We start from the raw sequence: 12,981 nt of genomic DNA, 5'->3' as shown, positions 1-12,981 counted from the left end.
AACAGATGAGCACCGTCAGATCCGGCCCCACCCGCGCTGTCCTGCGGATCCTGCTCCTGCTGGCCACGCTGCTGGGCCTCGCGGCCGTCCCACCCGTCGCGCAGGCGAGCACCACCGCCACCCCGTTCAAAGTCCTCGCCCTCTACAGCGGCACCTACGACGCCGCGCACATCGACTTCGGCAAGGAGGCGAACGCCTGGTTCCCCCAGCAGGCAACCGCCAACGGCTTCACCTACACGGCCAGCACCAACTGGGACCTGCTCGCCAACGGCGGGGTCAACGCCTACCAAGTCGTCCTGTTCCTGGATGATCTCCCGCAGACGTCCGCCCAACGCTCCGGCTTCGAGGCGTACATGCGGGGAGGAGGCGGCTTCATGGGCTTCCACGTCTCGGCGTTCACGACCAACGCGGCAAGCTGGTCCTGGTACCACAACACGTTCCTCGGCTCGGGCAACTTCGCATCCAACACCTGGGGCCCGACCGCGGTGACCCTGAAGGTGGAGGACCGCACCAGCCCGGCCACCGTGAACCTGCCGGCCACGTTCACCTCGTCGGTCAGCGAGTGGTACAGCTGGTCCAAGGATCTGCGGCAGAACCCGGACATCAAGATCCTGGCATCGATCGACCCGAGCAGCTTCCCGGTCGGCACCGACCCGAACCAGTCCTGGTACAGCGGCTATTACCCGATCCTGTGGACCAACACGAAGTACAGGATGCTGTACGCGAACTTCGGCCACAACGCGATGAACTACACGACCAACACACGGCTGTCGTCGACGTTCGCGAGCGCGACCCAGAACCGGTTCCTGCTGGACGGGCTCAAGTGGCTGGGCGGCGACACCACGACCCCACCGACCGGCGACCAGATCTCCGAGACCGCCTGGTACACCGTGCAGAACGGCGGCAACGGCGCATGCGTGGACGCCCGTTCGGCGGCCACCACGAACGGGACGGTGATCCAGCAGTACACCTGCAACGGCACGACCGCGCAGCAGTACCGGTTCCGGAGCACCGACAGCGGATACACGCAGATCACCGCCCGCGGCAACCCCGCGCAGGTGATCGACGTGACCGGCCGCTCGACGGCGGACAACGCGCCGTTGCAGCTGTGGGCCTACTCCGGCGGCACGAATCAACAGTGGCAGCCGGTACGTGAGACGAGCGGGCGCTACCACTTCGTCGCCCGGCACAGCGGCAAGTGTCTGACGGCCGCCACAGCGGCGACGAACAGTGCCCAGCTCACCCAGCGAACCTGCGACGGTTCGGCCGCGCAGGCCTTCCAGCTCGCCGTGCAGTCCTGAGCCACTGCACGGCGACACAAGGGCACCTCGCGTGCAGCCGCGCTCCGCTGCGAGGCTGCGGGTGAGTTCCCCCATTCGCCGCCATCGCCGCGAGCCTCACCACCTGCCGCAGCGGGTCAAGCCACAGCAGATGCGGTCCATGCTCCCTTCCGGTGATACCCCCGCTGGTTCAACGAGCAGAAGAAGACACCGAATGCCGCGCCGACGAGCAGCTCCAGGCAAGGTGCAGGGCGAGCCGTGCGAGTTCCCTGGGATTCCGCAGGTCGGCGGTGGGCGGCCGTAGCCGGTGGTAGTCGCGGTTGTCATGCGGCGGCCGGTCGCCCTCCTTCGGCCGGCATATCCATCACCGGCGCAACATCGTCGAGTGCTGCTAAAACCGGCTCAAGGGCTTTGGGTCTCGCCACCCGATACGAAAGGACCGCCACCTCGTACGAAGCGGCGATCAGCCTGCCATCGTTCCTGGCGACCTGCGAGGCAGGCACAGCACAGCTGGTGTTCCGAGTAACACCGCAGCGGCGCTATCATCCGATATGAATCCTTTAGGGCTAATGCCCCGAAAGGGAATGAAGATCCTTCGGAGCCGCCCATGTCCCGCAAGGGTCCCGCATACGACGGCGACGAACTGCTGGCCAGACTCAGCTCGCTCACGTCCCGGGCACGTGAGCACGCGCAGCTGCAGCGTTCCCAGGTCGAGCTGGCCATTGCCCTGCAGCGCGGCATGCTGCCCGCCCAGATGCCCACAGCACCCCGCTACCACCTGGCTGTGCGCTACGTACCGGCCCACCACGGCCTCAACGTGGGCGGAGACTGGTACGACGCCTTTCACCTGCCGGACGGCCGGATAGGACTGTCCATCGGTGACGTCCAGGGCCACAACATCGAGGCCGCCGCCTTCATGGGGCAGGTACGCGTCGGCTTGCGCGCGCTCGCCTCCGTGACAAGTGAGCCCGGTGAACTCCTCGCGCTGACGAATGACCTTCTGCTGTCGCTCGGCTCCGATCTGTTCGCCACCTGCACCTTCCTGCGCCTTGACCCCTCCACCAGCGTGCTGGAGAGCGCCCGGGCCGGGCATATTCCCTGCGTCTGGGCAACGGCGGACGGAAAGTCCGGCGTGGGCAGCGACGAAGGCGGACCACCGCTGGGTGTCCAGGCCGGCACGACCTACCCCGTCACCCGTTACCGGCTCACCACAGGCGGCGTGTTCGTCCTGCTCACGGACGGCGTGGTGGAGGGGCCGTCCATGGAGATCGACCAAGGCCTGGACCAGGTCGTACGACTCGCCGGGATCGCCGCCGTAGCGGGCATGGACGCCAGCTCGCTCGCCGCCGCCGTGATCCGGGGCGCGGACCAGGTGGGACACGAGGACGACGCCGCCGTACTGGTCCTCGGCTACGAAGGAGCCGAACCTCAGCGGTAGGGCGGCACGCCGCCGCTCCCGCCTCGCCGGAACGGCGGCCTCGGTGTCTGATGGCTTGTGTGGCGGGTACCGAGAATCTGCGCCCGACCGGCGTCTACGCCCTCCAGACACTGGCCGTGGCCGGCTGCTACTACGCCGCGGGACGACTCGGACTCCTGCGGAATCTGACCGTCGAGGGGGCAGTGTTCACCCCCATCTGGCCGCCGACCGGTATCGCCGTGGCCGCTCTGCTCATCCTCGGGCTGCGCGTCTGGCCCGGCATCGCGCTCGGTTCCCTGCTCGTCATCGTGCACCTCACCTCCCTGCGGCCCGAGGTGCTCAGCAATCTGGCGGGCAACACGGCCGCGCCCATCTGTGCGTACCTCATGCTGCGTGCGGTGGGCTTCCGTACCGACCTGAGCCGACTGCGAGACGGCCTGGCCCTGGTGTTCCTCGGAGCCCTGACCGGCATGCTGATCAGCGCCACGGTGGGCGTCGGCACGCTCGTGATCACGGACCGGCTCCACAGCCACGACTTCTGGGCCGTGTGGCTGGCGTGGTGGGTGGGCGACGCAATGGGGGTCTTGATCGTCACTCCCCTCCTGCTGGTGCTCCACGCCGCACGGTGGCCCCCACACCTGTCCCGATGGCAGGAGGCCACCGGACTCACCCTCATCACCTGCGGCACCGTAGTGCTGGTCACCCACAGCAGCCTCAGCGTGCTGTTCCTCATCTACCCCCTGCTGATCTGGACGGCCCTGCGCTTCCAACTGGCCGGCAGCATGCTCTGCGCGCTCTTCACGTCCATCGTGGCCACCGTCGCCGCCACGGAAGGGGCCGGCCCCTTCGACGGTCTGGACCACATCGAGGTGATGATCAAACTGCAGGCGTTCAACGGCACCATGGCCCTGACCGCACTGCTGCTCTCCGCCGTGATCACCGAGCAGCGCAACACCCGGCTCTCGGTGGAACGGGCCTGCCAGGAACTGGTCGAGGTACTCGAACACCTCACCGCGGGGAATGCGCCACCGGGCGGGCCGATTCGACCGACCGGGGAAGCGGAGGACGGGCCCCGGCAGCAGAAGACAGGGCGCTGAGCATCACCTCCATGCCGAGCCACGACGGCCGGCCATGTCACTCGGGCGGGCGTACGCGGCCCCGACCAGATGCGTCGGTGTGCCGCAGCACACTGGACTCCCCGATACCCGGCAGAGACAGCCGGCCGCAAGGGTCATACGGACGGCGAAGGCCACCGTCAAGCACTTCAAGCGCTGCCCTGCGTACCCGCGGAGCTGATCTCCTGGCCGTCGGGCCCGGGCCGCGTCGCGGTGCCCGGGCCCGACGGCGTAGACAGGCAGGGAAGCCGCAGTCACACACACGCAGCGTGCACAGCTTCACGAACGCCGACACCGCCAAGGCAGCGAGCGGACACCACCGTTGTCGGTGCCGTCTGCGATGATCTCGCGTGGTCCAGGGACACCACGATGGGGAGGGTTGATGTCAATCGGCTTCAAGACGTCATGGCTCGCGGTGCGCGACGCCGGGCCGGAAGAGGTGGCCGATGCCCTCGACCTGCGGCACCGACAACGCATCGACTGGGAGACCGGCACCGAACTCGCCTACCGGCAAGGTGTCTTCGTGGCCAGACCTGTCCCGGAGTGGACACTCGCCCACGGCAGGATCCATCTCACGCACAAGACCGACCCCACGCGCCCGGACTTCCCCACCTGGCTGCGGACGCTGGCCGCGCGCATCGGGGACCTCCAGTACTTCGCCACCGACCGCGTCAGCGAGTGCCACGCCTGGGCCCGGGTCGAATCCGGTGAACTGACCCGCGCCTACTGCTACATCGGCATGATCGGTGACGTTCCCCTGCGCCGCGGAGAACCCACTGCCGTCGAAAGGGAGCTCGGCGTCGGGCTGGTCGGGTGCGACGAGATCCGGCAGGACTGGGGAGACGCCGAATGGGACGCCTGGCACGACGCCATGCCCACGGAACAGCACGTGATGCGCATCGCCGCCGACTGGAGCGTCTGCCCGCCACTGATCAGGGACGACTCCGTCACCGCCCCCGGCATACACGGCTTCCCACCAGGCGTCGAGCCAACCGCGACCGGATAGAGGCCGTCATCGTGGCCTACGAGAGCGGACTGGTTCGCCCTGCCGGATGACACGGTCAGGCACCCGGGACGACTCCCGACGACACCATCAAATTCTGGCTTCTGGACATGGCGATCACGCGCGAGTTCCTCGCAGCCCCCGGCTCACCGGCGCCATCGCGCCCGGCTCCCCCACCCTCGCCCAGGCCATGACCGCCGGTCTGGACCGTCACTGGGCCGACGTCGTGGTGGAACCCGGATCCGGCACCGGCGCGATCACCGGAACTATCCTGCGGCAGCTGGCCCCGGGAACGCGCCTGATCGCCGGTTGAGCTCAACCCGGCCTTCGCCTCCCCGGCTCACGGGCCGGTACGCCGATAACAGCCCCGCCGAGGTCGTCCAGGGCAGCACCGAGGACCTGGCACCTGATCTTCCCGGCCGATGGCCGACAGCCCGCTCGCACCACTCACGACACTGCCCACGGCACTGCCCACGACACCGGCCCCATCCATCGACCTGGAACCGAACCCGAGGGCGGCATTCAGCTGTTCAGGCATAGGGCCGGTGATCCCCTGGGAGCTGTGGACCGTCATGTCGCCGCTCTCCGGGGAGGTCGCGGATGCCCTCGGTCGTCGGACTGCTGGAACAACATGCACTCGCTGCAGGCCGACGAATGGCTGAGCTGCCGACATTTCTGCGACCCAGCCCCCTCAAGCGTTCCCGGAACTCCCCACCACACGTTGCTGCCTCCCACACGACCCCCGGATCCGCAAGCCCTCCGCCTCCTCTTGTCGATCGCTTGCCGAGTGTGCGGATACTCGGCAAGCGATCCAACGTGCCGCCTTCCGAACCGTTCCTCCAAACCCAGCGGAGCTCCCCCTTGGCAGACCGCGCCATACGCCGACGCCGTCAGGCTTTGTTCCTCTTGTTCCTTCTTCCCGGTATCGCCATGTCGTCCTGGGTCACGCGCACCCCCGATGTCCGCGATCAACTGAGCCTCTCCACCGGACAGATGGGGCTGGTCCTGTTCGGTGTGTCCGTCGGTTCCATGATCGGCATCCTGTGTTCCGGCCGTTTCGTGTCCCGATTCGGCACCCGACCGGTCATGGCGCTCGGCACTCTCCTGATCATCGCCGGCACGGTCGTCATCGGTGTGGGCAGCGCCGTGCCGTCGGCGCCCCTCGTCACCGCAGGACTGTGCCTGTTCGGCGCAGGCATGGGCGGTGGCGAAGTGGCGGTCAATGTCGACGGCGCCGACGTGGAGCGCATCACCGGGACCGCGGTGCTGCCCACGCTGCACGGCTGCTTCAGCCTGGGCACGGTGGTCGGGGGTTCGGTCGGAATGGCGGCCACCGCCGCTGCGTTTCCCGTCCACTGGCATCTGACGGTGGTCGCCCTGATCGCCACAGGGATTCTGGTCCACGCCCTGCGTGCCGTTCCCACCGGTATCGGCATCAGCGCCGCGCCATCGACGCCGGGTCCGGGGCCGAGTCCGGGTTCAGGTCCGCCGCGGCGATCCGAGCCGCAGGTGTGGAAGGACCGGCAGCTGCTGCTGATCGGCGCCATCGTGCTGGCCATGGCGCTGGCCGAGGGCGCCGCCAACGACTGGCTGCCGCTGCTCATGGTCGACGGCCACGGCCTCGACGCCGCGATGGGCTCGCTCGTCTTCGTGGGGTTCGCGGCGGCGATGACCCTGGGACGCTTCAGCGGCAGCTTCTTCCTCCGCCGTTTCGGGCGAGCCGCTGTCGTGCGTGCGAGCGCCGTCTCCGGTGCCGTAGGGCTCCTCCTGGTCATCTTCTCCGACAACGCGGTCGTAGCGGCAACAGCCGTACTCTTCTGGGGTCTCGGGGCGTCCCTCGGTTTCCCGGTGGCCCTCTCCGCGGCGGGCGACTCAGGTCCCGACCAGACCGCCCGCGTCTCACTGGTCGCCGTCATCGGCTACATCGCCTTCCTCGTGGGGCCGCCCGTCCTCGGGTTCCTGGGCGACCACTACGGGCTGCGCTCGGCCATGGTGGTGGTTCTGGTGTTCGTGGCCGCCGCCATCCTCATCGCTCCGGCCGCCGACACCCGTGACCGCACCGCCGCCGCGGTGGACGTGGCCCAGCGCACGCAACCCGGCACACATCCCGCAGGACAACACCAAGGAGAGCGCTCGTGAGCCCCAGGTAGCGTCCGGCACGATCGGCGTCCTCCTCCCCCGCGGCATTCCCCACGCCGAAGTCATCGCCTTCGCGCAGGAAGCGGACGACTACGGCTTCGACGAACTGTGGGTCGTCGAAGAGTGATCCGGGGGAACTCAGACCACAGCCGCCGCCTGCCACACCGCGCCGACTCCCCTACCCGCCCTAAGGGCGAGCGTCCCGAATTCAGCATCCATCCAGCCACAGAGGGCCACATGCAGCAGAACCCTTGCCACAGCAAGGAGGGCTCACGTTCGCGCAGTTAAGAAGCGATGAACCCAAGGCTATCGACTGAGTCCGGCGACCGACGGTGGGGGACCCGACGTCACTCGCCGTCGGCTACAGCCCGCCGGAGCCGGCTCATCCGGCCGTCTCGTTGAGGTAACCGCCCCGTTCCTCCTGGGTCAGGTCCCGGGTGATGCCTTCCCGGGAACGCCGCAGCACTTCATCGATCGGTTCGCAGGGGCGGCATGTCCAGACGCGTACGGTGCCGTCGTCGTGTGAGCTGACAAACCGGTTTCCGGGCAGGAAGTTCGTGTTCTCGACGGACGCGCCGAATCCGTGGAGGACCACAGGCGGGCTGCTGCCGGTGGTCTCCCAGATCCGGGTGGTCGCGTCGTTGCCGGTGGTCGCCACCCGGCGGCTGTCGGAGCTGAAGGCCACGCTCCACACCACCCCCTGATGCCCGTTCAGCACGCGCGGTCCGCCGGGCCTGGTGAGATCCCACAGCCTGGCCGTTCCGTCGTTGCCGCCGCTGACGAGGTGCCGTCCGTCCGGGCTGAACGCCACTGACCACACCAAGCCGTTGTGACCGCGGAGAACCTCCAGCTCCTCGCCGGTGGTGGGGTCCAGGACGTGGATGGTGCCGTCCAGACCGGCCGCGGCCACTCGGTGCCCGTCGGGGCTGTAGGCGACGTACCGAACGTTGTCCTGGCCGGTGTCGACCACCAAGGGCGCGGCGCCTGAAGTGGTGTGCCAGATCCGTACGGTGCCGTCGCTGCCGCCGGTGACCAGTCGGCGTCCGTCGGGGCTGAACTCCGCAGTCCACACCGCGCCGCCGTGGCCGCGCAGCACGACGGGTTTCGTCGCACCGTCCACCGGCCAGATCCGCGTGGTCCCGTCGTCGCCGGTGCCGGCCACCCGGCGGCCGTCCGGGCTGAACGCCACCCCGAGGACCTCGCCGTCGTGACCGCGCAGCACGGTCGGCGGGGCGGTGCTCCCGGTCCGCCAGACGCGCACGGTCCCGTCGGCGCTCGCACTCGCGAGCCGGTGGCCGTCCCGGCTGGGTACCGTCGCCCACACCGGCCCCTCGTGACCGGTCAGGACGCTGTCGCTGCCCGTCGGGGCCGCGTCCCAGATCCGTACGGTGCCGTCCTCGCTGACGCTCACCAGGTGCCGTCCGTCGGGGGCGAACGCGACCGTCATCACGGCACCGCGGTGCCCGCGCAGGATCAGCGGGGCGGCGCGGTGGTGCACGTTCCAGATGCGTACGGTGCCGTCGTTGCCCGTGCTGGCGACCCGGGTGCCGTCTGGGCTGAAGCCGATTCCCTCCGCCGTGCCGTCGTGGCTGCCGAGCACGACGGATTCGGTGGGCGCCGCGGGGTCCCACAGGCGCGCGGTGCCGTCGGTGCTCGCCGTGGCGATGCGCTGTCCGTCGGGGCTGAAGGCGACCGCTTCCACGGAATCGCCGTGCCCGCGCAGCACCACGGTCGTCCGCCGGCTCTCGACGTTCCAGATGCGCACTGTTCCGTCGCCGCCGCTGCTGGCCAGGCGGCGTCCGTCGGGGCTGTACGAGACGCCGAGCGTGCGCCCGTCGTGGCCGCGCAGCACGACCCGTTCGCCTCTTCCCGTGGCGTTCCAGATGCGTACGGTGCCGTCGTCGCCGACGCTGGCGACGCTGCGGCCGTCCGGGCTGAACGTGGCGCTCCACACGCGTGCCGTGTGCCCGCGCAGGGTCACCGGCTTGGCACTGCTGGCCCACGTCCACACCGAGACGGTGCCGTCCTGGCCGGCTGCCGTGATCCGGGTGCCGTCAGGGCTGAACACCGGCGTCCACACCTGGCCCTCATGGTGGCCGCGCAGCACCACCGGGTCCCGCAGCGTCGTGCCGTACCGCCACACCCGTATCGCGCCGTCCCCGCCACTGGTTGCGAGGTACCGGCCGTCGGGACTGAACGAGACCCCGAGGACCTCCCCGTCGTGGCTGGCGAGCACGGCCCTCACCCGTGACTCGAACAGGGCCTGGCGCAGTGCTGCCTCGGTCTCGTCGGTCGCGCTGGTCCGGTAGGCACGGGTGGCTAGCAACAGGCCCAGTTCGGGGTCGAGTTGGGCCTGGCTGCGCGCGCTCGCCACGAGTTGCCGGGCGAACGCGAGTTCCTGTCCGGCCTCCGCCCGTCGGGCCTGTACGAGCGCGACGAAGGCGAGGACGCTCAGCGCGACCACCGTCGCCGTGAGCCCACTCAGGGTCAGCCGCACACGGCGCCGCGTCGCCGCCCGCTCGGCCTGTGCGCGGTCGCGGCTCGCCGCCAGGAACTCGTGTTCGAGATCATTGAGCAGGCCGGTGTCCCGGTCGTCCCACTCGGCCAGCCGTACTCCGCGGTAGAGCACCCCGTCGTCCCTGCCGTGCTCCGCCCACTCCCCGGCCGTATGGGTCAGACGCCGGTGTGCGCGCAGGAGTTCGCGGTCGGTCTCGATCCACATATGCAGTCGCGGCCATGCGGTGATCAGGGCTTCGTGGGCGAGGTCGACGGTGTCGTCGTCGAGGGTGACCAGACGGGCGCGGGCCAGTTGTTCCAGGACCAGGGCAGCGTCCCCGTGGGCGCCGGCGGTCAGTTCGGCGCGTGGAGCGGGGCGACGGGTGTCCTGGGCTCCTTCACCAGGGGTGATGAGCCGCAGCAGCAGATCGCGGGCGAGCGCGGCCTGTTCGGGAGAGAGTTGAGTGTAGAGGTGCTCTGCGGTTCGGGCGATGGCACCGCTCACCCCGCCGACGGCGTCGTACGCGGCTTCCGTGAGTGCTCTGCCTCTGCGTCTTCGCCAGGTCTCCAGCAGCGCGTGCGACATCAGCGGCAGTCCGCCGGACTCATCGGCGACGTCCCGGATGATGCGGGCGGTCAGGGCACGTTCCGGGGTCAGTCCGGTGGCTGTAGCCGGTTTGACGATGGCGTCGCGAAGTTCGTCCTGGTTCATCGGACTGACCAGCAGGTTGGCGTCGCGCAGTGCGTCGGCCAGAGCGTGGTGTTCGGCGCAGCGGCCGTAGAAGTCGGCGCGGACCGCGATCAGCACCCGTAATCGGCCTGCCGGTTGGCGAGCGGCGAGCAGGAGGTCGATGAACCGGGTGCGTTCCTCTGGGTCGTGGCAGAGTGTGTAGACCTCCTCGAACTGGTCGACGATCACGAACCTGTCCCCGCCGCCATCACCACCCTTGCCGGCTCCGTCCGCATCGAGGAGAGGGGCGTGGGCGCGCGCGGGGTGGGCGCCGGGAGTCAGAATCCGGATCACGGCCGGCCGCAGACCGGTCTCCGGGGACTGCTGGAGGGCGGGAACCAGGCCCGCGCGCAGCAGGGAGGACTTGCCACTGCCGGACGGCCCGAACACCGCGGCGAACCGCTGGCGCCGCAGCAGATCGAGCAGGTCGGCGGTGAGCCGGTCCCGGCCGAAGAAGAGCCCGCTGTCGCCAGGCTCGAACCGGGCCAGCCCCCGATAGGGCGCATCCACCCCCTCACCGGCATCCTCCGCACCGGAAACGGCGGCGTCGTCCGCGGCCTGTTTCCACCGGGCTTCCCACTCCGCGGAGTTGCCTCCGCACGCCGCCGCATAGGCCAGGGTCACTGCCAGCGTGGGCAGTTGCTCGCCCGCCGCCGCCTGCGACAGGGTCGTGCCCGAGTAGCCGGCCCGCCGGGCCATCGCCCGGTAGGTGAGGCCGCCCGCCTCCGCCCGCAGCTTGCGCAGCTCGAACGCGAACCGCTGCACCGGGCCCGCCTCCGGATCCACCGGCACCTCATGACGCCCCGCCATACCCCACCCCGCCAGCCGCCCCATGCCAGACCAGACACACCACCCTCGCATCCCCCTACTCCGGGCGGAGAGACCACGCCCGGCCATTGATTGGCCGTCACAACAGCCCTGCCAATCAATAGGCCAGTCGCTGGAATCAGTGATGTGAGCGGTGCGGGGGGCTACTCAAGCCGGGCGGTGTGTGGGGTGGACGGTTGTCCGTTGTCACCGCAGCCCGGCAACGTGCCCGCTGCAGCGTTCGGCTCACGGCAGAACTGGACAGACACGCAGGTCGCTTGCGGGCAAGTTGCATGTTGTTTGCGTGATGAGGAGCGTCCCGTCACTGCCACTGTTTCAGGGAATTCCGGGCATTCATCGGAATGCTCGTCCATACGAAAGGCATCGCGATGAAAAAGATCAAAGCGGCTGCCGTGGTGACGGCGGCGCTGGCCGGCGTGGCCGTCGCTACGGCGCCGGCTCAGGCTCACGGGGCAACGGTCGACCTGTCGCGCAACGGCTGCGAGTACTACGGCTACAGCGACCACAGCCAGGCCTACACCTGGAAGGAGTCGGGAAGCTGCTCGGGGCACGCGTGGCTCCGGGTGCGCGTCAACGGCGTGATCAGCAGTTGGTATCACGACCCGAGCGCGGTGCGGATTGACGCGGTTTCGGGAGCGAGCATCCAGGTAAGCGATCACAAGAGCTGCGCCGACTGTTCGTACAAGAACATCTGGCACATCTAGAGTGCTCTTGACATGAGGTGCTGGTATCTCGGCAGTGCTGCGTTGCTGCTCGTGCTCGGGTTGAGCGGTTGCGGTCAGGTGCCGCGAGGGCCGGTCATGTCGACACCGACCGCCCAGTTCCACGACTACATCAGCGAGAAGGAGCGTGAAGAGGGCCGGGCCGAGCAGCAGGTATTGGTGGCTGACGGCTCCGCCAGCAGGAGTGACTACGAGGTCGCCGTGGCCAAGCTGCGGAAGTGCCTGACACAAGGCGGCGTCGCACTCGTGAATCATGGCTGGAATCCGGTGAACTATCAGAGAATGAGCCTGTGGTACAAGAGTTCGGCCAGGTCGGACGACGAGGTCGCCGCCTATGGCGATCAATGCCACGCGGCTCACATGGCCGACGTCGAACTGCACTACGTCGAGCAGCACCCGCCACGTATGTCCGGTGCACTCCTGGCGAACACACGCCCGTGCCTGTCGGCTGGCGGCATCGCGACCACGGGGGACGAGAAGAACCTCCCGGAGCTGGTGCGGGCCGGAGGACCGAACCGGGAGAAGGACGTGTTCGAGTGCGTGTCGAAAGGCGTCGCGAAGCTCTATCCGGACAAGCTCTTCATGGTGAGCTGACCCGCCAACGGAACCCGCCGGACGCGAAGGCACCCGGCGGGTTTTCCACGAACTCCGCCTTTGTCGACGGGTGGTCTTTTCCGGGCGACTCCCCGGAGGATGGGAATCCCGATCAGCCTGCGGCCTGACTTCCCGGGCGGGTACCATCGCGCGCTGATCATTCCTGTCAGTGCCGACGGACGCCCTACAGCGGGGATGCTGGGCCGTATGACCAGCGGCGCCGAGGCGCGTCTCGCGCGGTGCGCGCGCTCGCGAAAGGCAATTCCTGGTTGACGAGAGTCACGGTAACCATGGTTACCGCCACCTTCGTCAACCTGACATTGCCAGTCAGGCAACCGATACGGGCGGGTATGTCGCCCCCCCCCGTTCGTCCGCCTCGAGTTTGAGGGCAGAAGGGCAGGCAGTCGGACAACCGTCACACGCGCATTACGGCCGCTGAAACAGCCGCGCCGGCCAGCCACGCGAGCGCGGCAGCCTCCCACTCCTGCAGTCCGTTCTGGAGCGCCCATCTCTTCGCGATCGTGTGGGCGCAGGATCCTACGAACGCCGCAGTGACCTTCTTAGACGGTGTCCTACGTGGTGAGGCGGACGTATCGCTTGTAGCAGCAGATGGCTGCGGCGAGTCCGAGAAAGGCCAGGTAGTTGCGGGGATTGCGT

Annotated in this window: 9 protein-coding genes; 8 read left to right on the top strand and 1 reads right to left on the bottom strand. The window is 68.8% G+C overall.

Translation table 11 applies throughout. The features are described 5' to 3' along the window. The first annotated feature begins 5 nt into the window (after positions 1-5). The 6 genes from ACWD3I_RS46125 to ACWD3I_RS46100 all read left to right on the top strand — a co-directional run bounded on the left by ACWD3I_RS46125 (position 6) and on the right by ACWD3I_RS46100 (position 6,954). The gene (locus ACWD3I_RS46125) at positions 6-1,301 is read left to right on the top strand and encodes a ThuA domain-containing protein (RefSeq protein ID WP_365409320.1); all 1,296 of its coding nucleotides are present in this window, start codon (positions 6-8) and stop codon (positions 1,299-1,301) included. A gap of 586 nt (positions 1,302-1,887) precedes the next feature. Then, positions 1,888-2,718 carry a PP2C family protein-serine/threonine phosphatase gene (locus ACWD3I_RS46120; RefSeq protein WP_365409323.1) on the top strand — a complete coding sequence of 277 codons (831 nt, stop codon included), beginning with the start codon at positions 1,888-1,890 and terminating at the stop codon, positions 2,716-2,718. Between the two features lie 50 nt (positions 2,719-2,768). Next, the gene (locus ACWD3I_RS46115; protein ID WP_451084398.1) at positions 2,769-3,794 is read left to right on the top strand and encodes an MASE1 domain-containing protein; all 1,026 of its coding nucleotides are present in this window, start codon (positions 2,769-2,771) and stop codon (positions 3,792-3,794) included. Positions 3,795-4,194: 400 nt separating this feature from the next. Beyond that, complete coding sequence (locus ACWD3I_RS46110; RefSeq protein ID WP_365413458.1) at positions 4,195-4,818, top strand: hypothetical protein; 624 nt, start codon at positions 4,195-4,197, stop codon at positions 4,816-4,818. Positions 4,819-5,005: 187 nt separating this feature from the next. Beyond that, positions 5,006-5,128, top strand: a complete 123-nt coding sequence (locus ACWD3I_RS46105) for a hypothetical protein (RefSeq protein ID WP_365413460.1) — start codon at positions 5,006-5,008, stop codon at positions 5,126-5,128. A gap of 548 nt (positions 5,129-5,676) precedes the next feature. After that, positions 5,677-6,954, top strand: coding sequence for an MFS transporter (locus ACWD3I_RS46100; RefSeq protein ID WP_451084397.1), 1,278 nt, complete (start codon positions 5,677-5,679; stop codon positions 6,952-6,954). Positions 6,955-7,336: 382 nt separating this feature from the next. Here ACWD3I_RS46100 and ACWD3I_RS46095 read toward each other — a convergent pair whose 3' ends face one another. After that, entirely contained in the window at positions 7,337-10,990 is a 3,654-nt protein-coding gene (locus ACWD3I_RS46095; RefSeq protein WP_365413465.1) for an nSTAND1 domain-containing NTPase, read from the bottom strand. 386 nt (positions 10,991-11,376) lie between these two features. Here ACWD3I_RS46095 and ACWD3I_RS46090 point away from each other — a divergent pair, with 386 nt between their 5' ends. Further along, entirely contained in the window at positions 11,377-11,712 is a 336-nt protein-coding gene (locus tag ACWD3I_RS46090) for a hypothetical protein (protein WP_451084396.1), read from the top strand. Positions 11,713-11,754: 42 nt separating this feature from the next. Beyond that, positions 11,755-12,324, top strand: a complete 570-nt coding sequence (locus tag ACWD3I_RS46085) for a hypothetical protein (protein WP_451084395.1) — start codon at positions 11,755-11,757, stop codon at positions 12,322-12,324. Positions 12,325-12,981: the final 657 nt, after the last annotated feature.

The organism is Streptomyces sp. NPDC002817 (assembly GCF_053592055.1).
Note: the sequence above shows the minus strand (reverse complement) of the source record. Positions and strands in the feature narration are given on the sequence as shown.

Excerpts from the sequence above, each read along its gene's own strand:
- ACWD3I_RS46105 (WP_365413460.1), top strand. The coding sequence starts at position 5,006 with ATGACCGCCGGTCTGGACCGTCACTGGGCCGACGTCGTGGTGGAACCC.
- ACWD3I_RS46095 (WP_365413465.1), bottom strand. The coding sequence starts at position 10,990 with ATGGCGGGGCGTCATGAGGTGCCGGTGGATCCGGAGGCGGGCCCGGTG.
- ACWD3I_RS46115 (WP_451084398.1), top strand. The coding sequence starts at position 2,769 with ATGGCTTGTGTGGCGGGTACCGAGAATCTGCGCCCGACCGGCGTCTAC.
- ACWD3I_RS46125 (WP_365409320.1), top strand. The coding sequence starts at position 6 with ATGAGCACCGTCAGATCCGGCCCCACCCGCGCTGTCCTGCGGATCCTG.
- ACWD3I_RS46120 (WP_365409323.1), top strand. The coding sequence starts at position 1,888 with ATGTCCCGCAAGGGTCCCGCATACGACGGCGACGAACTGCTGGCCAGA.
- ACWD3I_RS46090 (WP_451084396.1), top strand. The coding sequence starts at position 11,377 with ATGAAAAAGATCAAAGCGGCTGCCGTGGTGACGGCGGCGCTGGCCGGC.
- ACWD3I_RS46110 (WP_365413458.1), top strand. The coding sequence starts at position 4,195 with ATGTCAATCGGCTTCAAGACGTCATGGCTCGCGGTGCGCGACGCCGGG.